The following is a 21,944-nucleotide window of genomic DNA, read 5'->3' on the forward strand; positions in this document are numbered from 1 at the left end:
GGCGTGGTGAGGCGGGGGCGCGTGGGCGCCCCCGCGCGGGACCGGGCGCGGCCTCCTACCGCTTGGGCGGGAGGTCGTCGCCGCGGTTGCGGTTGCGGGTGTGCTCGCGCGCCTCGCTGTCCTCGTCGACCTCCAGGTGTTCCCTCCTGACCTGGCCCTCGACGGTCTCCTCGTGCTCGACGCGCTCCTTGTGCACGCGGATGTGCTCGACCGGCCTGGTCTCCTTGCCGATCACCGGCCGCTCCTCGTGCAGGGTGATCTGCTGCTCGTCCTCGCCGATCTCGTACGTGCCGGGCTCGCCGTCCCTGATGGGCTCGCGCTCGATCACGACCTCCTCGTGCGCGAGCGGCACCCTCTCCTGGACGTTCTCGGTCTCGACGTACTTGCGCAGCCGGACGTGCCCGCTCTCGCGGCTCTCCTTGCCGATGTGGAGCTGCTCCTCCGACGCGGTCATGTCCATGTCGCGGTCGCCCACGTCCCGGCCGCGCATCGGGCCCGGCCGGCCCATCGCGCCGGTCTGGCCGGTCTGGCCGGTCGGCGGCTGGCCGGTCATGCCCGGGCGCATGCCGGGTTCCCCGGTCGTCCGCGGCTCTCCGGTGGCTCGCTGGGCCTGCCGCTCCCCCGCGGCGGGCGAGCGCTGGGACGGGATGGTCGACGGCTGCATCCCGTAGTACCGGTAGAGCTCGGCCTCCTCCTCCAGCGACAGGCGGCCGTCCACGTCGATGTTGGGCGCGCCCTTGATCATCTCCTTGTCGAAGGGGACCCTGATCTCGTCCCCGGAACGGCGGGCGTTGGCCAGCGGCACGAAGGTCTGCTTCATGCCGAAGAACCCCGTGCGCACGGTCACCCACTCCGGCTCGCCGGTGCGGTCACTGAGGTAGACCTGGCCCACCTTGCCGATCGACTGTCCGTCCGACCCGATCACATGGCACTCGAGCAGGCTCCGGATCTCTGTTTGCATAGCCACGACGATCCCCCCGATTGTTCGTCCTGGTTCAAAAAGGACAAATACCCCAGAGAGTCGCATTTGCACACACAGGTCGGCCAGTCTTTGCCATGGATCGGCCTACGGCGGAGGCGCGCCGCGGCCCTCCCGGGAGCCCGCGTAGGCGGCCCGCCGCAGCCGGGCCGTCCATCCGGCCGGGCGCAGGCAGGGGGCGCTGTTGAGCACGGGGTCGAAGGTCAGGTCCTCGCCCGGCAGCGCGGTGTGCAGGCGCAGGCGGGCCAGGTAGCGACCGCCCGCCCACAGGTGGAACAGCAGCGGGCCGCGGGCCAGCGCGGCGGGCAGCAGCGCGGGATCGGCGGGCACGCGCTCCCCCTCGGGCCGGGCGACCAGCCGGTACAGGCCGGTGCCGTACACGTACGCCGTGAGGCTGGAGTACGGCCCCGACGTGAAGGTCCGGCGCGGCACCGGCACCGGGCCCGCGCCGGTGGACAGCAGCAGGTCAACCCCGTTGGGCAGGCGCACGGCCAGCCCCAGCACGTCGGGCAGCCGGCCCGGCAGGGACAGACCCTTGGACAGCCGGGCCCGCACCTCGTGCTCGCCCGGCTCCCCCAGCGGCGCCGCCTCGACCGTCAGCGTGCCCGCCAGGAGCAGCCCGCGCCGGTGCAGCGCACGGCCGTGCCGGAGCCCGGCCAGAGCGCGCGCCGCGGCGCGGGCGAAGGAGTCGAGCGCGGCCGGCGGGCCCGCGCCGCCGGGCATCGCGGACGCCCTCGTCAGTAGTCTTCCTGCGCCTTCTTCAGCGCCTTGAGGTGCTCCTGCAACGTCGGGGACGCGGCCTTGGCCAGCGCCACCACCGCCGGCGAGGAGCCCTTGGAGATCTCCTCCTTGGTGGCCTCGATCGCCGTCTTGTGGGCCTTGACCATGCCGGCGACGAACTCCTTGTCGAAGTCCTTGCCCTTGGCGTCCTGCAGGCGCTTGGCCATGGCGGTCTGGGCGGAGGTCGGCGCGGCGGGAAGCTGGATGGCGAGCTGGCTCGCGGTCTCGGTCACCTTCTTGTCGAACTGGGTGTGGTCGTCGACGAGCATCCGGCCGATCGACTTGATCTGGTCGGAGGTGCCCTTCTTCTCGGCCAGGCGGCCCGCCTCGATCTCGGCCAGGTTCCCCTGGTGGATGGTCGCCATCCAGGTCCTGTCCTGCTCGGACGGCTGAGCGTCGGTCCGCGGCGCCAGCCCCGCGGTGTTCGTTGTGGCGCTTTCGCCGCACCCCGACAGGGCGACGACGGCCGCGGCGGCCAGCAGCATGGTCAGACGAGTACGCATGAGGTTTCCTATGACATGGTGACACTTCTCCGACACAGAGAGTAACCATGCGCCCGCGACTTCCCCCTCAGGCGCGCCGCGTCGCACCCCTCGCCGTGGTGTCGCGGGCCGCCGCCGGAGCCGTCATCATGTTGACGGACATGACGCGGTCGCCGTGACCGCCGAGAAGCGCGAGGAGCAGGATGACGCCACCGGCCCGATCACCGGAGCAGCGCAGGCAGGACACGCTCGACCGGCTCGAACACGACGTCGACGTCTGGGTGGCCACGGCGGGCGACGGCGGCCCGTACATGACGCCGCTGTCGTTCCTGTGGGACGGGCACCGGCTCCTGCTCTCCACCGCCGACGCCACGCCCACCGCCCGCAACCTGCTCGACGGCGGCACCGTGCGGCTCGGCCTCGGCCTGACCAGGGACGTCGTCCTCATCCACGGCACCGTGACCGCCCAGCCGGCCGCCACGATCCCCGGCGACATCGGCGATGCGTTCGCGGCGAAGACGGGGTTCGACCCGCGGGTGTCGCGCGGGCCGTACACGTACTTCTGGGTCACGCCGGTGCTGGTGCAGGCGTGGCGCGAGGTGAACGAGCTCGCCGGGCGCGACCTCATGCTCGACGGGAAGTGGACCGTCTAACCGAACGCCAGCACGAGCGTGGTGTGCCGCTTCACGATGACGAACTCCCGCCCCGGCCCCTGGACGGCTCGCCCCCCGGGTCCCTTGGAGGCGGCACTCTCTGGGACGGCGCTCTCTGGGGCGGGGTCCTCTGGGGCGGGGTCCTCTGAGGCGGTGGCCTCTGGGGCGGGGTTGCGGTAGGCGGTCAGGCGTAGGCCGGGGGTGCGCGGGCGGCCGGCGGCGGCCCACGCCCTGACGTGCGCGGCCAGGTCCTCGGCCAGCGCCGCGCCGCCCGGCCCGTACCCCTCGGCCACCAGTTCGGCGCGCCCCGGACCATCCGCCGTCGGGGCGGCAACGGCGCGGTCGCGTTCCCCGGGCGTCCCGGGGGCGCGGGAGGCGAGCACGGCGACGGCGGAGCCGTCGGTGAGGCCGAAGGTGCCGCCGTAGCCGCCGTGCCGGTGGCCGCCGAGCACGCACCAGCGCGGCTCGTGCAACGCCAGCCACAACGCCACGTCGGCGCCCACATCCCCGAGCGCATCCCGCCGCCCCGCTGCCGGGCCCGCTGCCGGGCCCGCTGTCGGGGCCGCTGCCGGGGCCGCTGCCGGGGGCGGTTCCGGGAGCGGATCGGGCAGGGCCACGGGGACGTTCGCGGGGTCGGTCTCCAGGGCGGTCACGAGGTCGCCCAGCTCGCGCGCCACCGGGAGCGCCAGCCACAGGTCGGGGTCGCGGCGCAGCATCACCACCGACTCCGGCCCGGCGGACGGCCCCCGCATCCGCATGAACCCGCAGGGCGCCACCGTACGTCCGGCCCAATGGCCGCCCGAACGCTCCAGCGCCACCGACACCTGCACCCCGCGCAGGTCGAGCGGCACCACCAGCCGCCCGCCCGGCGCGAGCTGGTCGAGCCACGCGGGAGCCAGGTCCCACACGCCGACGGCGGCGATCACCCGGTCGTACGGCGCCGCCCCGGCGAACCCCTCGCCCCCGTCCGCGCACACCACCTCGACCTGCGGGAACCCGGCGTCCGCGAGGTTGCGCCGGGCGTCCCGGACGATGCCGGCGTCGAGGTCGAGGCTCACCACCCGCCCCCCGGGCCCGGCCAGACGCGCCAGCAGCGCCGCGTTGTAGCCGGTCCCCGCGCCGATCTCCAGCACCCGGTGGCCGGGCTCGACGCCGAGCTGCCCGAGCATGGTCGCCATGACGGACGGCTGCGACGACGAGCTGACCGGCAGGCCCTGCCCGTCCCGCCGGGTGACGACCGGCACGTCGCGGTAGGCGGTGCGGGGATCGACGCCGGGCAGGAACAGGTGGCGCGGCACCGCGAGGAGCGCGTCGGCCACGTCGCCGGGGAGCTCCTGGCGCTCGCGCAGGCGCGCGACCATGGCCTGCCTGAGCCGGACGGCGTCCATGCAGGGATTGTCCACCGGCCGGGAATTCCCGGTAAAGAAAACGCCAAGAAGGGTTGGGCTCCGGGATGAGGGGAATGGCAGGCAACTTCTGTACGTCGACCGTTTGGAGGAGCCGTAGTGCTCACCCTGACAGCCAACGCAGCACAGGCGATCCGCGACCTGACCGCGTCCGCGCCGGAACCCGCCCAGGGCGGGATCCGCATCTCCTCGCAGGGCGAGGGCGCGAACTCGCTCACCCTCTCCCTGGCCACGGCCCCCGAGCCGGCCGACGAGGTGGTGGAGACCGAGGGCGCGCGGGTCTACCTCGATCCCGTGGCCGCGACCGTGCTGGACGACAAGTCCCTCGACGCCGGGGCCGACGCGCAGGGGAGCGTGTCGTTCATGGTGACCCCGCAGGCGGTGTGACGGGCAGCCGCCGTACCGGTGCTCGCGCCGGTACGGCGGCCCCGCGCCGGGTCAGCCGGCCAGGAGCTTGTGCAGGTAGCGGATCTGCTCCTCGGTCTGGTAGCCCGCCCCGCCCTCGTGCCCGTTCCAGGGCCAGACGGTGATCTCCTTCGGTCCCTGCCAGTGGTTGTAGGCGGCGAAGACCGTGGAGGGCGGGCAGACGTAGTCCATGAGCGCGACCGAGTACAGCACGGGCACCCGGCCGCGGGCGGCGAAGTTGACGCCGTCGAAGTACGACAGCGTGCGGAACACCTGGTCGGCGCCGTCCCGGCGGGAGGCCAGGAAGCGCACCAGCTCCTGGTACGGGTCCCGGTCGGTGATCTCCACCGCCCGCCGGAAGTGCGTCAGGAACGGCACGTCCACCAGCGCGGCCCGCACCGACGGGCGCAACGCCGCCGTGGCCTGCGCGATCGCGCCGCCCTGGCTGCCACCCGAGACCACGATGCGCCCGGCGTCCACCGCCGGGTGGGCCGCGGCCACGTCGACCGCCCTGGCCGCGTCGGTGAACACCCGCCGGTAGTAGTAGTCCTCGGGGTCGAGGATGCCGCGCGTCATCATGCCGGGCGCCTGGACGTTGGCGCTGCCGTGCGGGTCGCCGGTCGTGCCGGGGCTGGTGGGGCTCGCGCCGCCGTGCCCCCGGGTCTCCATCACGAACACCGCGTACCCGGCCGCGGGCCACAGCAGGTGGTCCTTCGGGAACCCGCGTCCGCCGCTGTAACCGATGTAGTGCATCACGCACGGCACCGGCTCCCGCACGCCGCGCGGCAGGATGAACCAGCCGCTGATGCGGTGGCCGCCCCACCCGGCGAACGACACATCGTAGACGTCGACGCCGCTCAGCGGCAGGTCGTAGGGCACGAACTCGGCGGCCGGGTCGAACGCCTCGGCCTCGGCCAGCGTACGGGACCAGAAGTCGTCGAAGTCGGCGGGCTCGTCGCGGTCGGGGAGGTAGGCGCGCAGTTGCTCGATCGGGAGGTCGAACAAGGGCATCGGGGGGACTCCAAGCTGTAGGCAACCCTGATATTTCACCTCATCCGTCCAGGTAAGCGCTATCCTCCGTCGCCGGAAGCTGAAAGCGCGCGTGCGGGGTAGTGGAGTTCGCGTGATCGAATACGTGATCGAGGTTCCCTCCTCCCATCTCTATCCCGGCCTGGTGCTGGAGGCCCCCGCGGACGCCGAGGACTTCCTCGTGCTGTTCGCCGACGACTCCGAGTCGCGGGCCCAGCTTCTCGGCGACGCCTCGGGCCGTCCGGTGCTGAGGGTCGGCGGATACATGACCACGAACGGCACCGTCATCGACGAGCGGGTGTGGACCGTGCGCGAGACGCTGCGCACCGGCGGCCGCCTGCGCATCCGCCTGGGCCGCTCGCTCGACTCGCCCGTCAGGGGCTAGCGTCCCCTTTGTGAGGTCTTTGGCCGGGATGGTGGCGGGCGCCGCGGTGCTCGCGCTGTCGCCCGTGGCCGGGCTGGCCGCGCTGGCCGGGACGGCGATGGTGGGCGCGGGGTCCGGGGTGTTCACGGTGACCGGCCTCGCGGTGTTCGCCTCGGTGTTCCACCTCGGGCTGCTGCTGTGCGTGCCCCGGCCGGGCGCGGCCTGGGGGCGGTGGTTACGGGCCGCGCTGATCCTGGCCGTGGAGGTGGCGGTGGTCTGGCGGGTCGCGGACGCGACGCTGACCCCGCCGCCGGCGCCGGCCGCCGCCCCGTCGCCGGTGGCCGGGCAGCGCGAGTGGCGGCTGCCGACGGGGTCGCGATTGGCGTACGCACGGGTCGCGCCGAAGCGGGTCACCCGCCCGGAGCCGGTGGTCTTCCTGTCCGGCGCGTCCGGTCTGGCGGACCTGGCCGCCGATCCGGCGTTCTACCGGCGGCTGGCCGCCGACGGCCACGAGGTGTACGTCTACGACCGGGTGGGCTCCGGACGTTCGGCGCGGCTGCCGGACCCGGCCGCGTACGGGCTGGGCCGCGACGTGGCGGACCTGGAGCAGGTGCGGCAGGCGATCGGCGCCCGCCGCCTGACCCTGGTCGCGCGCGGCGAGGGCGCCCGGCTCGCGGCGGCCTACCTGTCCGCCCATCCGGACGAGGTGTCCAGGGCGGTGCTCGCCTCCCCCGCCGACCTCGACCGGGCCCGTGCCGCGACGCTGCTGGACGACGGCCCGCCCACCCCCAGGATGCTCGCGGTCCACACGCTGCTGCGGGTCGAACCGGCGGCGGCGCACGCGTTCGCCGGCGACGCCGAGCTCGACGCCCGCACCGTGGGCGCCGCCGTATGCGCGGCAGGCACCCCGCCGCGGGCGACCCCGCCCCCGGCCCGCGTGGAGGGCGGGTATGCGCGGCTGGTGGAGCGGCCGTCGCCGCCCGGGATGCGGGAGGGGCTGGCCCGGGTCACGGCGCCCGTCCTGGTGGTCAAGGGGGCGTGCGACGGGGAGAGCTGGTCGGCGGCCATGGGCGTCCGGCGGGCGATCCCGGGCGCCGGGCTCGTCTACGCCGAGGGGCGGGGGGCGTACCTGGCGACGCTGCGGGCGTTCCTGGCTGGCCGGGCGGTGCCGCCGTACGAGGGGGCGACGCCCCCGCCCGGTTACCGGGGGCCGTGGTGACGCCGCCCCCCCGCCCCCGCCCCCGCTCAGCGGGCGGGGCGGGCGCAGGAGCCGGCCGTGGCCGCCGCCACCTTCCATCCCGCGTCCGGGAACGGCGACATGAAGTGGGTCAGCAGGTCCACCGCGTAGTCGGGGGCCTGCCCGCCGGGGTCGAGGAAGGACACCATCTGCGGGCCGTCGGAGCCGCGCAGGGTGATCGAGCCGCCCCTGCCGCCGGAGGCGAAGCCGGGTCTGGCGTCCACGGTGAGGCAGGCGAGCCCGATCCCGGCGGCGGCGATCTCCTGGCGGGCGCCGATGCGGCGCATGCGCTGGTCGTAGCGGCGCAGCGCGAGCGAGGTGGCCCGGGTGAGCCGCAGGGAGCCGGTGAAGGCGTCCGCGCCGATCCGCCTGCTCAGCCTGACCCGCAGGGAGACGTCCGGCCGCAGGTCCACGCCCTTGGCGGCCAGGCGGAGGCGGTCGTAGGCGCCCTCGAAGCCGGGCGCGAGGAACCCGGCCGCGGCCGGCGCCCTGAGCCCGAACGGGATGCGTCCCGGCCGCACCCGCAGCCAGGACACGCGCCGGACCGCCAGTGACACCTCCCGCACCGCGCTCGCGCCGAGCGCGAAGTCCCCGCCGACCTGGTAGGTGAGGAACCCCGAGGTGTACGGGACCTGCTTGGACACGGCGATCCGCTGCCGCTGGACCGGGCCCACGCGCAGCCCCGCGCCCACCGCGATCCGGCCCGTCGGCCCCGGTTTCGAGACCAGGTCGAGCGACTGGTCGGGATTGAGGCGGATCGTCGTGTCGGCGGCCAGATCCTCGACCGCGAGCGAGACGCCGCCGAGCCGCCCGGACGGGTCCGCCAGGCGGCCGTCCACGGCCAGCCGGCCGTCCAGGGTGCTCGCGCCGCCCCGGTAGGTGAGCGTGGGGACGCTCAGCCCGGCGGCCGAGGCGTCGGCGTCCAGGCCGAGCACCGCCGGGACGTCGGTCAGCCGCAGCCCGCCGCTGCCCCGGCCGGGCAGGGTGACCTCGGCGGTCAGGCGTCCGACCGGCGCGGAGTTCCGTACCCGGATCCGGGTCCTGGCCCCGTACGTGCCCCGCACGTCCACGGCGGCGGGCACCGGGTCGAGGGCGATGTGCCCGCGCAGCCCGCCCGCCTCGGCCCGCACGTCGAGCGCGCCCAGCGTGGCGGGGGGCTCGACGCGATAGGCGACGTGCCCGGCGTCCAGGGGGCCCAGGGACATCCGGGTGATCCTCGGCGGCAGCCGGGTCAACGTGGCCCGCGCCTTGACCGGCACCGGCGCGAGCACGCTGCTGTCCAGGTGGAGGGCGAGGGTCCGGCGCCTGGGCGCGAAACCGGAGAAGGCGAACGTGCCGCCGGCCGGGTCGATCGTCACCTGGCTGGGCAGGCCGGTGACGTCGAGGTGGCCCTGCAGGCCGTAGCAGCCGCGTCGCGCCGTGCAGAACGGGCCCTGGCCGCAGCCCCCGGCCGGGCAGCCGCCGTCCACCAGCGAGAGGCCGCCCTCGACGGCGGGCGCGGGACGCATGCGGGCCAGCGCGGCGGTCCTGCCGAGCCAGGCGCTGGCGGTCACGCCGAGCCGGGACCCGGAGTAGGTGAGGCTGCCCTCGGGCGTGGCGGCGACGGTCAGGTCGCCCGGCACCGGGCCCACCCTGCCGAGGACGCCGAAGCGCACGTCCCCCAGGACGATGTCGGCGTCCACGGCGAGCCGCTGCCGGGCGGCGCGGAACCGGGCCAGGAACCCCTGGCCGGACGGGCTGAGCTCGACCCGCGACAGGCCCTTGACCAGCACACTCGCGTCCAGGTCGCCGCCCGCCCGATCGTAGTGGGCGGCCAGGTGCGGGCCGTCGGGGGACGTGGCGCCGTCGTGGTTGGCGACGGCCAGGGCCGCCGACCCCACCGGGCCGGACAGCCCGCGGAAGCGGTAGACGCCGTCCTTCCAGGCGGCCTCGAAGCGGGCCGGGACGCCGGTCACGTCGGCGGCGGCCCTGAGCAGCCGGCCGTCCGTCCTGATCCGGGCCAGCGCCGACACCTTGGTCACGGGGGCGCTGGCGGTCCAGGCGAGCGTCCCGGCCGCGGTGTCGGCGGCCAGTTCGGCCCGCTTCGGCGCCCCTTCCACCGCCACGCGGACGTCGTCCCCGGCCGAGGCGTCGTCGAGGGTGGTGACGTACGACCTGGCCGCGTAGAGGCGGAGGCCGCGCATCCGGCCGGACGTGGCGGCCTCGACCGACGAGCGCTCGCCCAGCCTCCACGCGGTCCTGACGTCCCCACGCACCCCGCGGACCGTGCCGTCGATCGTCGGCCCATTCCGGACGTCGGCGTAGGCCGCCCGGACGCGGTCGATCGCGCCGCCGGCCCGGTAGACGGCCGTCCCGGCGGCGGGGTCGAGGGCGAGATCGGCCACGGCGGGCGTGTTGGAGATCTCCAGGCGGGCCAGCCGCCTCCCGTCGAGCCCGGCCGCCACGAAGGGCCGGTCGCTCGCCCTGGCCTCCAGGCGGGCGCGCGGCGCGCCGCCGTACGTGACGTCGAACCCCGCGACGCCGGACAGCAGCGCCGAGACCCCGGTGGCGTCGCCGTTCCTGACCAGGGTGACGTGGCCGCCGGCGGGGCTGGCGATCGCGCCGCCGCCGCGTTGCAGGACCGCGGCGAACCGGCCGATCGGCGAACTGGCCGTCTGCGTGACGCGGTGCGCGGCCGGGTCGCTCGCCAGCCGGACCCGGGCCGGCAGACCGCTCAGCTCGGCCCGCAGCACGGTCCCGGACGCGGCCCGGTCGTAGTAGAGCACCTTGGCCGAGCCCGCGCGCGCGGGTCCCGACGACTCGACGGTCAGGCTCTGCCCGCCGCCGGACGCGACGTGGGCGGCGGTGAACGAGCGGGGCACCTCGCGCAGCTCGGCGCTCGCCGCCGTGGCCAGGCGGCCGTCGCGGTAGAGGTGGCTGTGCAGCTCGGCGCGGGCGATCGGGGCTGGGGCGGTGAAGCGCATCCGTCCGCCGGACAGGCGCACGTGGGCGCGGGTGGGCATGCGGTCCAGCACGGCCTGCGTGTAGCGGCCGGGGGCGACGGCGACCGCGTCCAGCCTGGCGGGACGGGAGGCGCTGACGTCCAGCTCGACCGCCGGTGAGGTGGTGGCGGTCGGGTTGGCGGGCTTGGAGGGGGTGGAGGTCGGTTCGGCGGGCTTGTAGGGGGTGGCGGCCCGTTTGGCGGGCTTGGCGGGGGTGGTGGCCGGGGTGAGTGCGTCGAGGGTGGCCTCTACGGTGAGGCGTTCGGTGGCGGGGGTCTGGCGCAGGCTCACCGCCGTGCGTCCGGTCAGCCCCGCCAGGGTGACGGCGGACGGTCCCGGGTCCTTGCGCGTGACGCTCGCCCGCACCGTCCGGCCGTCCGGGTCGATGGTGAACGTCCCGCGGTCGAGCGCCGACAGCGACGCGCCGCCGCGCAGGCCGTCGAACCCGACGGTCACCTTGCCGTCGTACTCGGCCCAGACCAGCGCCCTGACCCTCTTCCCGGACAGGCTCCTGACCGCGAACCCGAGCCCGACGCCCCCGCTCCCGGGGTTCGCGGCCGGCACCAGGTCGGCCGCCAGGTCGGGGAGGCCGTCGCCGGTGACGTCCGCGGCGACGGGCACGGCCACGGGCCTGCGTGCCGAGCACGCCACCGCCCGCTCCACCCCCACCACGCACAACCGATACATCACCCCTTGCCTCGCCGGCAGAGTCCCACCGGCCGCGCGGCCTCCCTGGGGGCGGGCCGGGGGGTGGATCCCCAGGTGCAGGGCGTCCAGGGCTTCGGTGACGGACGGGGGCGGGCGCAGGAGGGTCAGAGGGGCGGCGCCGGTCGTGTCGGGCAGGAGGGCGGCGGGGTCGGGGACCTGCCGTCCGAGCCCCTGCCGTTCCTGCCGCCGAGTGGCCTGGGCGGCGACGGCGTCGGCGAGACCCGTCCCGGCGGGCGTGGTGATCTCCAGCCGTTCCGGCCCCACCGGCCCCTTCCCCATCGGCCGCACGGCGGGCGACGGCCCGGACGGAACCCGCACCACGGCAGGCGGCGGCTCCGGTACCGCGGGCACCGCCCGCGCCATCACCTGACCGTCCGTCGACGCCTGGTCGCCCCGCGCAGCCGAGGCATGACCGGAGGCTGCGACGACGGGCGGACCTGCCAGTGCGGTGGCGGCGATGGACGTCGAAGCGAGCACGCGCAGAAGGGCGTGCGGCATGAAGCGTTCCCCCGAACCCGTCTAACTCATCCCATCAGAAACAATGGTCACGAGATGACCATATTTCCTCACTAATCGTCAAACGCGGCGCAACATGGAACTCCAGTTTCCGCCCCCGCCACCCCGCCCCCGCTTCGCACGGCCCTGCTTCGCTCGGCCCCGGGTGAGCCGCTATGCCGCCCGGCGCGCCCCCGTCCGGCTCACCGCCGTGACCACGGTGGCCGCCACGGCGAGCACCAGCAGGACGCCCACCGCCAGCCGGTAACCGTCCTGCAGCACGCCGGTCACGCCGGACAGCCGGGCCGGGTCGGCGGCGTACACCAGGTGCCGCTCGGCGGCCGGCACGGAGGCGGCGACGATGGCCAGCGACATGGCGGTGCTGATCACGGTCGAGACGTTGACCAGCATGAGCCGTACACCGTTGACCACGCCGAGCCGGTCCTGCGGCGCGTCCATCATGATCGCGGTGGTGTTGGCGGTGATGAACAGCCCGCTGCCGGCGCCCACGAGCGCGAGCGCCGTCCCGAGCCAGGCGTAGGGCACGGACGGGTCCAGCGCGGCCAGCATGACCGCCATGCCCGCCGCGCTCACCGCCGAGCCGGCCACCGCCACCGTGCGCGGGTGGAACCGTCCGGTCAGCGCCCCGGCGACCAGCGAGGTCAGGGCCGAGGCGGCCGAGACGGGCAGCACGGCGAGCCCGGCCTGGGCGGGCTCGAACTGCCGGGCGGACTGCAGGAACAACGAGATCACCAGCACGATCGAGAACTGCCCGAGCGAGTTGAGCACGGCGGCCAGGTTCGCCAGCGCGAAACCGCGGTCGCCGAACAGCCGCAGGTCGAGCAGCGGCGTCCGGCTGCGCCACTCGACCAGCGCGAACACCGGGGCCGCCGCCGCGAACGCCACCCCGCCCGCCACCACCCACGGGCTCAGCCAGCCCAGCGTGCTGCCCTGCGACAGGGCCAGCAGCAGCCCGCTCAGCCAGGTGAACAGCAGGACGATCCCCGGCACGTCCAGCCGCTCGCGCGGGCCCCTCGGCACCGGGCGGAGAGTCACCGCGCCCCAGACGACGGCCGCGACCCCGACGGGCACGTTGAACCAGAAGATCCACCGCCAGCCCGCCGCGCCGGCCAGGAACCCGCCGAACGACGGCCCCACGAGCCCCGCCACGGAGATGATCGCCATGTAGACGGCCATGCCACGGCCCAGCCGGGCCGGCGGGAAGGCGCCGGCCAGGATGGCCGAGCTGTTGGCCAGGATCATGGCCGAGCCGCACGCCTGGGCGACCCGGGCCGCGAGCAGCACCTCGATCGAGGGCGCGAACCCGGCCGCCAGGCTCGCGACCGTGAACACCACGAACCCCAGCAAGTACGTCCCGCGCCTGCCGAACAGGTCGGCCACCCGCCCGAACACCACCAGCCCGACCGAGCTGACCAGCATGTAGGCGAGCAGCACCCAGCTCGCCAGGAAGGCGCCGACGTGGAAGTGCGCGACGACGGCGGGCAGGGCGACGTTGAGCGAGCTGGAGGTGAGCCCGGTCAGGAACATGCCGAGGCTGGTGACCGAGACGGCCCGCCAGGCGTACCGGAGCTGCGCGTCCCCATCCTCCGCTGCCGCCCCTGCCGCCGGCACCGCCACGACGGCCTCGGACTCAGCCACACCGGACCACCTGAACGTTCATGCGCCACTCTTTTCTAGAATCCCCCTCTAGAAAAGAGTGCACCTCACCGATTGTCAAGATCCAGGGGGTATGTGCAGACGCCAGCACAGGAACTGGACACAGAGGAAGGGCAGGGGGCGGGGGCAGACATAAGGGCGGGCGCGGAAGGCGGGCATGGGGGTCGGGCGCAAGGGGCGGGCGCAAGGGGCGGGCGCAAGGGATTCAGCGGGAGTCGGCGGGAGTCGGCGACCCTCGCGGGGAGGGTTCAGCCCAGTGTGCGGAGGGCCTGTTCCGCGGTGTCGCCGGTGCCGACGGCCACCTCGCCGCCGTCGCCGTCCCGCGCGACGGCGACCACACCGGCCCCGGTCGGATGGCGGCTCAAGGTGACCGTGCAGCCGTCGCGCAGCAGCGCCTCCACGTCGGCCGCCCTCCGCGGCGCGGCCCACTCACCGGCTCCCGGCCCGAGCAGGCGGGTGGCCGCGATCAGCGCGGCGACCGGCGTCCGGTGCCGGGCCAGCAGCACAGGGCTGTCGTCGTACGGCTCCGAGACCTGCCGGACGAGCTCCCCCAGCTTCGCCTTGGCCGTGGACAGCGACACAACGGGCAATCCGGTCAGCATCCCGGGAACCTTGGACAGCGGCACCAGCGCGGCCCACTCCCAGCGCTCCCGCGTGATCAGCGTGATCTGCCCCTCACCCGCCGCGCCAACCAGCGCCCCCCAGCGGGACCGTGCCTCCTCGACCCCGATGGGCACGCCCAGCCTGTCCTCCATCTCGCTGTAATTGATCATGAGGAAAACCGTAAGGCACCTTACGATTTCGCGCAAGGATCATCGCCCGCCGCCGCACGGCGTCCGGCGCGCTCACCTCCCGCGACGCACCCTCCGGACGAGGTCGTCTGCGGCCTGCCGCCACTGCGGGTACTCGAAGGCGAAACCCGCCTCCAGCAGCCGCCCCGGGACGACCCGGCGGCTCTTGAGCAGCAGCTCGGTGTCGGACCGCAGCGCGTACGCGCCGAGCTCGGCCATCCACCGCGTCGCGGGCAGGCCCACCGACACGCCCCAGGCGGACCGCAGCGCGCGCATGAACGCGGCCTGCGGCAGCGGCCCGGGGGCGGCCAGGTTGACCGGTCCGCTCAGATCGTCCCGCCCGGCCAGGAACTCGACCGCGCGGACGAGGTCGCGCTCATGGATCCAGGACACGTACTGGGCGCCACCCGCCAGCGGCCCGCCGAGGCCGAGCCGGGTCATGCGCAGCAGCACGTCGAAGACGCCGCCGCGGTCGGGGCTCATCACCATGGCGGTGCGCAGGGCGACCTTGCGCGTGTGCGGGGTCTCGGCCCGCTCCTGCTCCCGCTCCCAGGCCTTGGCGATCTCGACGCTGTAGCGCCAGTAGCCCGGGACGCCGGGCTCGTCGCCGCCGATCAGACCGGTCGCCTCGTCGTTGGGCGCGTCGAAGCGGTGGGCGTAGACGGTGGCGGTGCTCATCTGCAACCAGGCCCGGGGCGGACGCGCGGCGGCGGCGATCGCCCGGCCGACGACCCGGGTGGAACGCACCCGCGAGTCCATCATGGCCCGCAGGTTGGCGGGGGTGTAACGGCAGTTCACGCTCCGCCCGGCCAGGTTGATCACGAGGTCGCTGCCGTCGATCTCGCGCGCCCACGCGCCCAGGGTCTCGCCGTCCCAGGCGACCTCGCCTTGCCGGGACGGCCTGCGGGTCAGCACCACGACCTCGTGGCCGGCGGAGGTCAACGCCCGGCGGAGGATCTCGCCGACCTGTCCGGTGCCTCCTGGAATCACCGTCTTCACCCTGCCGACCCTACTCCCGTCTTTTGAACGCGTTCAGGGCGGGGCCGAGCGCCGCCGGATCGTGCGCTCGTGGCGGCGGGACGCGCCGGGCGGGCGTTCGTCGTCGCGGCCGGTCAGGACGTGAGGGCGTCCAGCGTGCGCGTGTCCTCGTCGGTCAGGACGAGGTCGGCGGCGGCCAGGTTCTCCTCCAGATGGACGGCCGAGCCGGTGCCGGGCGTGGGCAGGACGACCGGGGAGCGGTGCAACAGCCACGCCAGCGCCACCTGCCCGGACGTCGCGCCGTGCCGGGCGGCCACCCGCTCGATCGCCGCCCCCGCCCCGGCCCCGGACCCGGCCCCGGCCCCCGCCCCCGCGGCGAGGGAGCCGTTCCCGAGCGGGAACCACGGCAGGAACGCGATGCCCAGTTCCTCGCACCGCCCCAGCACCGGCTCCGACTCCCGGTCCAGCACGTTGAACCGGTTCTGCACCGACGCCGGCCGCAGGACGGTCAGCGCCTCGTCGAGCTGATCCAGGGTGACGGTGTCGAGCCCGATGTGCCGGATCTTGCCCTCTTCGCGCAGTTCGGCCAGCGTGCCGAGCTGGTCGGCGAGCGGCACCGCGGGGTCGATGCGGTGGAGCTGGTACAGGTCGATGGCATCGGTGCGCAGGCGGCGCAGGCTCGCCTCGCACATGGCCCGCAGGTCCTCGGGGCGTCCGGCGGGGTGCCACTCGTCCGGGCCGGTACGGATCACGCCGCCCTTGGTCGCCAGCACCAGGTCGCCGGGGTACGGATGGAGGGCCTGGGCGATCAGTTCCTCGGCGATGTCCGGGCCGTAGTTGTCGGCGGTGTCGATGAGCGTGACGCCGCGATCGACGGCCAGGCGCAGGAGCGCGACCCCCTCGCCGGACGTCAGGCGCGGGCCCCAGTAGCCGGGGCCCGTGAGCTGGGCGGTGCCGTAGCCGAGGCGTCGTACCCGCAGCTCACCGGCGATCTCGAACGTCCTGCCCACCACCGCGCCCGCCCTTTCCCCCGATGAAAGGGCCCATCGTACGACCGCCGCACCGCCGGGACCGCCAGGTGGTGCGGCGCTGCCCGTCCAGCGGTGCCGACGGGTCAGGCCCCAGCCGGGAGCCGGAACCGCACAACCGGCACTCCAGCTGCCGGGAGCCAGGCATCCAGCCTTCCCAGCTGCCTGATGCCGGAGCCAGGCATCCGCGCCACCCAACCACCTAGAGCCGAGAGCCGGGGCCAGGCATCCGCCACCCCCAGCTACCTGAAACCGGGAGCCGGGAGCCCGGGAGCCGGGGCCAGGGGTCCGCCGCTCGCGGCGCTTGCGGACCTGTTCTTAGAGCGTGGCCACCACCGCGTAGCGCTCGTCGGTGATCTCCTTGCCCCACAGAGCCGGGTCGGGCAGGGCGTGCACCCGAAGGTCGCCGACCAGGGGACGGAGGGCTGTGGTCAGGTTGTCGGCGGTGACGCCGCCCATCCACGGGAAGTGCTCGCCCGGCACGTAGTCGGACTGGCCGCCTGAGCTCTGCCAGCGGCCCTCGACCAGCACCAGCCGGCCGCCGGGGCGCAGCAGCGACACCCAGCGGGCCAGCGCCGCCTCCGGATCGGGGATGGTCCACAGCAGGTGGCGGGCCAGCACGACATCGAAGCGGCAGTCGCCTACGGGCGGGTCGGCCGCGTCTCCCGTCAGCACCGTGGCGCCGGTGGCGGCCAGCTTGGCCCGGGCCCGTTCGACCATGCGCGGGGCCAGGTCGACGGCGGTCAGGCGATGGCCCTGGACGGCCAGCAGCAACGACAACGAGCCCGTGCCGCAGCCCAGGTCGAGCACGTCGAGCGGCCCGGCGGGCACCCACTCGGCCAGCCGTGCCGCCCAGGCGGCCCTGACCTCGGGGTCGCGGAGCCCGTGGTCGGCTTCGTCGTCGAAGGAGTCGGCGGCGGCGTCCCAGAAGCCTGCGATGGTCGTCATGAGTCGCATCCTGGCAAGCACCACCGACAGTTTCGCCCCCGCGGCCCTACGCCACACGCCGGGCCCCCGACCCACCGCTACCCCCTGACCGCCTCCACACCCCGGGACCCCAACCTGGCGCCTACCCGTGCCCACCGGCCGTTCCGTACGCCACAACACGCTGAGCCCCGCGGCCTGGCGCGGTCCTCGAAGACCGGCCCCTTCCGTGTTCCCATGCGGGGATTCCCGGGGCGGTCGGCGCGAGCTGGGCGGTAGTGATCGAGCGAACCTGGTGTACTGGTCTGACCAGTCGCTAGTGTTTCTCAGCATGACGGGATATGACGCGCTGTTCCGCCTCGACGGGCGGCGGGCCGTGGTGATCGGGGCCGGCAGCGGGATCGGCAGGGAGTCGGCGTTCGCCCTGGCCGCGCATGGGGCGTCCGTGGTGTGCGCGGACCGGGACCTGGACGCCGCGCAGGAGACCGCCGCCGGGTGCGGGGGCACGGCCCGGCTGCTCGACGTGCTGGACGCCGACGCCGTCCGGGCGTCCGCCGCGGAGGAGCCGGCCGACGTGCTGGTGTTCACGGCGGCGACGAACGTGCGCAAGCGGCTGCTCGACTACTCCGGCGAGGAGTTCGACCGGGTGGTGGGGCTGAACCTGCGGGCCTCGTTCGACGTGGTGCGGGCGTTCGGCGCCGGGATGGTGCAGCGGGGGCGCGGGTCGATCATCGGGTTCGCGTCGATCCGGGCGTCGGTGACCGAGCCGGGGCAGGGCGTCTACTCGGCCACGAAGGCGGGGCTGGTGCAGTTGCTGCGGACGGCGGCGGCCGAGTTCGGCCCGCACGGCGTGCGCGTCAACGCGATCGCGCCCGGCGTCGTGGAGACCCCGCTGACCCGGCAGATCAAGGACAACCCCGACTGGTACGCCGCGTACGCCGCCAAGAGCGCCCTCGGCCGGTGGGCCACCGCGCCCGAGATGGCCGGCGCGGTGGTCTACCTGGCCGGCGACGCGGCGAGCTTCGTGACGGGCTCGGTGTTGTACGTGGACGGCGGCTGGACCGCCGTGGACGGCCGTTTCGATCCGCCCAATTAACTCGAATACTCCCGACCGGATGGGGCAGCAGGCACGGGTCCCATTGAAGGGAGGGACTCATGAGAACAGCACGGAGCCACTTAGCACCCGCGGGAATCGCGGCCGTGCTGGCGTTGACCGTGTCCGCCACGGCACCCGCCGCGGCCCAGGCCGACACCGCCGTCCGGCCGGTGGCCGCGCCCGGCGCCGCAGCCGCCCAGTCGATCCAGTCCGTCCAGGCGTTGCACGCCTCGGCCCAGGACCGGGCGTACCTGCGGCAGACGCACCGCGGCAATCTCGCCGAGATCGCGGCCGGGAAGGCCGCGCTCCGCAGGTCGCACGACAAGGACGTGCGCGAGATCGCCTGGCGGCTGATCCGTGACCACCGCAAACTCGACGCCCGGCTGCGCGAGGTCGCGCACCGGCTGCGCGTCGGACTTCCTGACGCGCCGAGCGCCGCCCAGCGCGACGACCTGGACGCGGTGCTCGCCCGCCGTTCCGGTCACCGGTTCGACCGGGCGTGGCTGCGCCTGGAGGCCGGGGCGCACGAGCAGACGCTCAGGCTGATCAGGCGCGAGCTGCGGGACGGTCACTCCGGCTGGGTGCGGGACCTGGCGCGCGACGGCGCCCCCGCGGTCCGGCACCATCTGCGCGAGATCCGCGCGGAGCTCGACCGGCACACCCACTGACGGGCGTGCGCCATCCTGCCCCGCGACCGTGACGCGAACCGTCCATCTGACCGGGACGCGAACCGTCCGGCCGGAGAAACGAACCGGCTGGTCGGATGGCCGACGTCGCGGTCGCGGGTGTGGTTCCCGGGCGGGGGCGCCCCCGCCCCCGCCCGGGTCAGGCCGCAGGGCTCAGCCGCACCTGCACCGGCTGTCCGTGCACGGTCTCGAACTCCAGGACCGTGCGCGGCCCGGTGATCCTTGCCCGGCACGGCTGCCCGGCGTCCGCCCGCCACCGCCCGTCCAGGGTCACTCTCATGCGGTGCGGGTGGCTGGGGCTGGCCAGCCAGGGTCGTGACCACGGGCTGTAGTGCCCGACGTAGCGGCCCTTCTCGTACTGGTCGTGGTCGATCCCGCCGTAGAGGCGCAGGTCCGGATCGCACACCGCGATCACCAGCATCTCCCCCTCCGTACGGACGAGCAACATCGAAGGCGTGTCGACCTCGCGCACCAGACCTTCCAGACGGGTGCGCTCGAACACCGCGTACCCGGTGATGCCGGTGTCGCGATCCCGTACGACGTGGGCCGCCGTGTCGGCGCGCAGCACCTGGTACGGGGCCTTGGCCGCGTCCCCCATCGCGGCGGCGAAGCCGGCCATGCGCTCGGCCGTGGCGTTCACCACCATCGCGTACTCGTACGTCCCGTTCCGAGGGGCGGTGCCGTGCCTGATCCAGGCTGTGGCGAAGTCTCCGCTGGTGGGCTCTTCCGTGGCGTTGTTGCGGGAGGTCTGGGCCGAGCGGGTCAGGGCCACCTTCTGCCCGGGCGCCAGGTAGTAGCCGATGCCCTTGTCGTCGAGCAGCCAGCGCGGGCCGCCGTCGAGCGCCTGGTGGGGGAAGGCCGTGATCGTGGCGCCGTCCACCACGGTGGGCGCGTTCCTGGCCGGCAGCCGGGTCTGGAAGAGGGTGGTCTCCGTCTCATCCGCGGTGTCGTCGTTGGTGATGCCGGTGCCCAGGGCCACGACGCGGTCGTCGAACAGGAAGACCGACTTGCGGGCCCGGTGCGTGCCGTCGTACTTGGGGTGTCCGTGCAGGTCCATGGCGAACAGGGCGTTGCGTCCGTCGATGGTGCAGGCTCCGGCGAAACGGGAGTCGGTGAGGAGCATCTCCTCGATGGCCCCGGTCAGGTCGCCCTTGAGCTGGTCGAGCGGTTTGTGGATGACCGTGGTGCCGGGGCGGCGGTTCCAGTCCCAGCCGGGCTGGGCGTAGCCGCTGTCCTGGTTGGTGACGGGGTCGCCGCGGTGCAGGACCTGGATCTGGCCGTAGGTGTTGTAGCGGCCGTACCAGTTGGCGCCGACGTAGATCTCGGTGCTCCACAGGTAGCGGTTGTGCCCGCGTACGGTGATCTGCCATTCGTCGCGGCGGTGCACGGCCAGCGCCGCGTAGTTGAGCGCCCAGGCGCCGGTCGGAGCCGGTTCCGGGGCGATGCCGCGTGCGGCGAGCCGGGCCGCGAGCTCCTTCTGCCGCGGCGTCGGGTTGCCGGGCAGCAGGCGCAGGAAGGCGGCGGCGAGCTCGTCGTCGATCGGGGCCAGCCACTCGAACGGGACGATCGACAGCGCCGTGGCGCCGCTGGGGTTGCGGCCGCTGATCGAGATCGGCCAGTGGTTCTTGTTGGCGTAGACCCGCTGCATGAGCAGCGCCTTGCGCAGCCAGCCGAACGCCTCGGGCGAGATCGCGAACGAGCCGCCGTGCAGGACGTAGACCAGCGGCGCGAGCCCGGCGAAGCCGTCGCGGACGTAGTCGGGGAAGAAGCCGACGTGGTGGAAGGCGGTGCCGTCCACCTTGATGCCGTCCTGGATGCCGTCGGTGGGCAGCAGGGTGGCGTTCAGCCAGTCGCGCAGCGCCCGCAGGTACGCCACCTGCTGCGCCTCGCCGTCGCGCAGCAGCACGGCCGCCAGCATGCCGCGGACCGTGGTGTTGTACAGGTCCATCATGCTGCCCCTGGCCATCCGGAAGCCGAAACCGCGGAAGATCCGGCCGAGTCCGCTCAGCCATTCCAGGTCCGCTCGTACCCGCTGCAACTCCCCCGCCTCGCGCAGGGCGTCCCGCATGAGGTAAACGGAGTCGTACAGGCCGCGGACGTCGTAGCCGAGGTGGTGGATGGCGCCCTGGCAGCTGCCCTTCGTCCAGCCCTGTTCCCGCAGGTGGGCGACCATGCGCAGGTAGAGGGCGGCCAGCGCCGGACGTTCGGCGGGGGCGGCCTGGTGGGCCTGGGCGATCGTCTTCATCAGGTCGGTGCAGGCGCGCAGCGTGACCGGGTTCACGAACGCCTTGAGCTCGGCGGCGATCCCGGCCGGGTAGATCTGCGACTGGTAGGCGTGCGTCGGGCGGCCCTCCAGGGCGGCGACCTGGGCCGTCAGCGCCGGCACGTCCGGCTTGACCGGGGCGGTCAGGTACTCGTCGTGGTAGCGGGCGTGCAGGGCGCGCAGCGAGGCCAGCTCGGCGGCGGACGGCGGCGACAGGTCGGGCTCGACGGTGGCCAGCAGCCGGTCGAAGCGGTGGAGGGCCTGCCAGTGCTGGTTGTCGTACTCGTCGCCCTCGGGGGCGATGTCGGGGAGCTGGTGGTCGCGGCAGGGGGCGTCGGGACGCAGCGGCACGTTGAGCATGAGCTGGTCCAGGTGCAGGGTCCCGGCCCGGCGCGGGGCGACGATCCGCAGGGTGTCCATGTCGGGGTGGGGCCTGCCGTGCATGTCGTAGGCGTACCGCACCCACGCCGTACGCCACCCGCTGAACCCGAGCCGGAACTCGAACCACAGGTCGGTGCGCTCACCGCGCCCGAACTCGAACCGCAGCACGTCGTCCACCGGCTCGGCGTTGTGCACCCACACGCAGAACGCGTCCACCAGCCCCTGCCACGCCTGGTCGTCGCCGAGCCGGTAGGGGTCGGGCGCCCACCGCAGCGGCGCGCGGACGGTGATCACGTCGCGGCTCGCGTGCTCCCAGCGCAGCGACCTCGTCCCGCACACGGCGACCCGGTCGCTGATCGACAACGTGGAGCCGGGGCCGGCGGCGAAGTGCGGCGGGACCGCGCTCTCCAGCAGGAACACCGGCGGGTCCATCGCCATGGCCCGCTGCTCCAGCCCCTCCGCGGCCGGTCCCGCTTCCGCCAGTGCCGCCGTCCCCGGGCCGCCACCCGCGAGGAAAGCGCTTGCCGCACCTGCCTTGAACACCGTTCTGCGCGTGATCTCCACCATGGGCGCCATCCAACGCGACCGCTGCGGCAAGGTA

At 74.3% G+C, this 21,944-nt stretch carries 18 protein-coding genes; 6 read left to right on the top strand and 12 right to left on the bottom strand.

Translation table 11 applies throughout. From position 1 onward, the window contains the following. Positions 1 to 55 precede the first annotated feature (55 nt). From ACIBQ8_RS08350 to ACIBQ8_RS08360, 3 genes are all read right to left on the bottom strand, one after another. Complete coding sequence (locus ACIBQ8_RS08350; protein ID WP_397173746.1) at positions 56 to 961, bottom strand: DUF2382 domain-containing protein; 906 nt, start codon at positions 959 to 961, stop codon at positions 56 to 58. Between the two features lie 105 nt (positions 962 to 1,066). Then, positions 1,067 to 1,702, bottom strand: coding sequence for a hypothetical protein (locus tag ACIBQ8_RS08355; protein WP_397191549.1), 636 nt, complete (start codon positions 1,700 to 1,702; stop codon positions 1,067 to 1,069). A 14-nt stretch (positions 1,703 to 1,716) separates the two neighbouring features. Then, complete coding sequence (locus ACIBQ8_RS08360) at positions 1,717 to 2,262, bottom strand: DUF4142 domain-containing protein (RefSeq protein WP_397173743.1); 546 nt, start codon at positions 2,260 to 2,262, stop codon at positions 1,717 to 1,719. A 182-nt stretch (positions 2,263 to 2,444) separates the two neighbouring features. Between ACIBQ8_RS08360 and ACIBQ8_RS08365 the strand changes: the two genes are divergently transcribed. After that, complete coding sequence (locus ACIBQ8_RS08365) at positions 2,445 to 2,894, top strand: pyridoxamine 5'-phosphate oxidase family protein (protein ID WP_397173741.1); 450 nt, start codon at positions 2,445 to 2,447, stop codon at positions 2,892 to 2,894. Here the strand turns inward: ACIBQ8_RS08365 and ACIBQ8_RS08370 are convergent. Then, a complete protein-coding gene (locus tag ACIBQ8_RS08370; RefSeq protein ID WP_397191550.1) occupies positions 2,891 to 4,282 on the bottom strand; it encodes a methyltransferase domain-containing protein in 1,392 nt (463 codons plus the stop codon). The genes ACIBQ8_RS08365 and ACIBQ8_RS08370 overlap by 4 nt on opposite strands. Before the next feature lie 117 nt (positions 4,283 to 4,399). Here ACIBQ8_RS08370 and ACIBQ8_RS08375 point away from each other — a divergent pair, with 117 nt between their 5' ends. Further along, positions 4,400 to 4,687 carry an iron-sulfur cluster biosynthesis family protein gene (locus ACIBQ8_RS08375; RefSeq protein WP_352327979.1) on the top strand — a complete coding sequence of 96 codons (288 nt, stop codon included), beginning with the start codon at positions 4,400 to 4,402 and terminating at the stop codon, positions 4,685 to 4,687. A 51-nt stretch (positions 4,688 to 4,738) separates the two neighbouring features. Here the strand turns inward: ACIBQ8_RS08375 and ACIBQ8_RS08380 are convergent, their stop codons facing one another. After that, positions 4,739 to 5,716, bottom strand: coding sequence for an acetylxylan esterase (locus ACIBQ8_RS08380; protein WP_397173737.1), 978 nt, complete (start codon positions 5,714 to 5,716; stop codon positions 4,739 to 4,741). A 112-nt stretch (positions 5,717 to 5,828) separates the two neighbouring features. On the opposite strand from ACIBQ8_RS08380, the gene ACIBQ8_RS08385 reads away from it, so the two are divergent. Next, positions 5,829 to 6,119, top strand: coding sequence for a hypothetical protein (locus tag ACIBQ8_RS08385; protein ID WP_397191551.1), 291 nt, complete (start codon positions 5,829 to 5,831; stop codon positions 6,117 to 6,119). Between the two features lie 10 nt (positions 6,120 to 6,129). After that, positions 6,130 to 7,317, top strand: a complete 1,188-nt coding sequence (locus ACIBQ8_RS08390; protein WP_397191552.1) for an alpha/beta fold hydrolase — start codon at positions 6,130 to 6,132, stop codon at positions 7,315 to 7,317. 26 nt (positions 7,318 to 7,343) lie between these two features. On the opposite strand, the gene ACIBQ8_RS08395 is transcribed toward ACIBQ8_RS08390, so the two are convergent. The 6 genes from ACIBQ8_RS08395 to ACIBQ8_RS08420 form a co-directional block, all read right to left on the bottom strand. Next, a complete protein-coding gene (locus ACIBQ8_RS08395) occupies positions 7,344 to 11,522 on the bottom strand; it encodes a hypothetical protein (protein ID WP_397191553.1) in 4,179 nt (1,392 codons plus the stop codon). A gap of 171 nt (positions 11,523 to 11,693) precedes the next feature. Continuing rightward, positions 11,694 to 13,178 carry a DHA2 family efflux MFS transporter permease subunit gene (locus tag ACIBQ8_RS08400; RefSeq protein ID WP_397173730.1) on the bottom strand — a complete coding sequence of 495 codons (1,485 nt, stop codon included), beginning with the start codon at positions 13,176 to 13,178 and terminating at the stop codon, positions 11,694 to 11,696. Between the two features lie 266 nt (positions 13,179 to 13,444). Then, the gene (locus tag ACIBQ8_RS08405; protein WP_397191554.1) at positions 13,445 to 13,969 is read right to left on the bottom strand and encodes a type II toxin-antitoxin system prevent-host-death family antitoxin; all 525 of its coding nucleotides are present in this window, start codon (positions 13,967 to 13,969) and stop codon (positions 13,445 to 13,447) included. Positions 13,970 to 14,041: 72 nt separating this feature from the next. After that, positions 14,042 to 14,986, bottom strand: a complete 945-nt coding sequence (locus ACIBQ8_RS08410) for a TIGR01777 family oxidoreductase (protein ID WP_397191555.1) — start codon at positions 14,984 to 14,986, stop codon at positions 14,042 to 14,044. 113 nt (positions 14,987 to 15,099) lie between these two features. Then, positions 15,100 to 15,975 (bottom strand): aldo/keto reductase, encoded by an 876-nt coding sequence (locus tag ACIBQ8_RS08415; RefSeq protein ID WP_397191556.1) that lies wholly within the window; start codon positions 15,973 to 15,975, stop codon positions 15,100 to 15,102. Between the two features lie 336 nt (positions 15,976 to 16,311). After that, positions 16,312 to 16,941 (bottom strand): class I SAM-dependent methyltransferase, encoded by a 630-nt coding sequence (locus tag ACIBQ8_RS08420; RefSeq protein ID WP_397191557.1) that lies wholly within the window; start codon positions 16,939 to 16,941, stop codon positions 16,312 to 16,314. Positions 16,942 to 17,248: 307 nt separating this feature from the next. Here ACIBQ8_RS08420 and ACIBQ8_RS08425 point away from each other — a divergent pair, with 307 nt between their 5' ends. Both ACIBQ8_RS08425 and ACIBQ8_RS08430 read left to right on the top strand, forming a co-directional pair. After that, positions 17,249 to 18,013 (top strand): SDR family NAD(P)-dependent oxidoreductase, encoded by a 765-nt coding sequence (locus ACIBQ8_RS08425; RefSeq protein WP_397173721.1) that lies wholly within the window; start codon positions 17,249 to 17,251, stop codon positions 18,011 to 18,013. Between the two features lie 104 nt (positions 18,014 to 18,117). Further along, a complete protein-coding gene (locus ACIBQ8_RS08430; RefSeq protein ID WP_397191558.1) occupies positions 18,118 to 18,681 on the top strand; it encodes a DUF4142 domain-containing protein in 564 nt (187 codons plus the stop codon). A 157-nt stretch (positions 18,682 to 18,838) separates the two neighbouring features. On the opposite strand, the gene ACIBQ8_RS08435 is transcribed toward ACIBQ8_RS08430, so the two are convergent. After that, the gene (locus tag ACIBQ8_RS08435) at positions 18,839 to 21,910 is read right to left on the bottom strand and encodes a chondroitinase family polysaccharide lyase (protein WP_397191559.1); all 3,072 of its coding nucleotides are present in this window, start codon (positions 21,908 to 21,910) and stop codon (positions 18,839 to 18,841) included. Positions 21,911 to 21,944: the final 34 nt, after the last annotated feature.

The organism is Nonomuraea sp. NPDC049646 (assembly GCF_044465525.1).
Classification (GTDB): domain Bacteria; phylum Actinomycetota; class Actinomycetes; order Streptosporangiales; family Streptosporangiaceae; genus Nonomuraea.